General features: G+C 66.1%; 1 protein-coding gene. It reads left to right on the top strand.

From position 1 onward, the window contains the following. On the top strand, positions 1 to 884 hold an 884-nt coding region (locus tag ACYVHT_RS23295), incomplete at both ends, for a choice-of-anchor Q domain-containing protein (protein WP_460557797.1).

Genomic DNA, 884 nt, shown 5'->3' with positions numbered 1-884 from the left:
TGGGCTACTACACCACGGCTTACACCACGCTGGCCAACTGGCAGGCGGCCAACAGCAACGCCTTCGACCAGAACAGCGTGTCGGCCGACCCGCAGTTCGTGGCCCCGGCTACCGGCAACCTGCTGCCCAGCGCGGCGGCCATCAACAACGTGGCCACGCCGCTCACCCGCGTGACCGACGACATCACCGGCGCGGCCCGCAGCACCACGCCCGACATCGGCGCTTATGAGTTTACGCCTGCCACCAACGACGTGGCCGTGATTAGCCTGACCTCGCCGGTTGCCCCGGTGCTGGTGGGTGCCCGCTCGGTATCGGTGCTCCTGCGCAACAACGGCCTCTCGCCGCTCACCACCGTGACGGTGGCCTACACCCTCAACGGCGGCACGGCCGTAAGCCAGACGTTTACCGGCCTGTCCATCGCCTCGGGTGCTACGGGTACGGTTACTTTCACCACGCAGGCCACGCTGGTAGCCGGAGCCAATACCATTGCCGTAACGGCCACCCTGCCCAACGGCCAGGCCGACCCCACGCCGGCCAACAACACCATCACCACGACCGTGTACACGGCCCTGACCGGTGGTGCTTATACCATCAACAACCAGCAGCCCACCGGTGGCACCAACTTCGCCAGCTTCACGGCGGCGGCGGCGGCCCTGACCAACGGCGGCATCACGGGCGCGGCTACGTTCACGGTGCTCAACGGCCCCTACACCGAGCAGTTCCTGCTGGGTGAAGTAGTGGGTACCTCGGCCACCAGCCGCCTGACCATTAACGGCGGCGGCAGCACCATCAAGTTCGGCTCGAGCGATTCGAACCAGCGGGCGGTTGTTCAGCTGAACGGGACGGACTACACGACGATAAACAACCTGGTGATTGACGCGACG

Source organism: Hymenobacter daeguensis, from assembly GCF_054780555.1.
The sequence above is the reverse complement of the archived record's forward strand: the minus strand, read 5'-3'. Positions and strand labels throughout refer to the sequence as shown.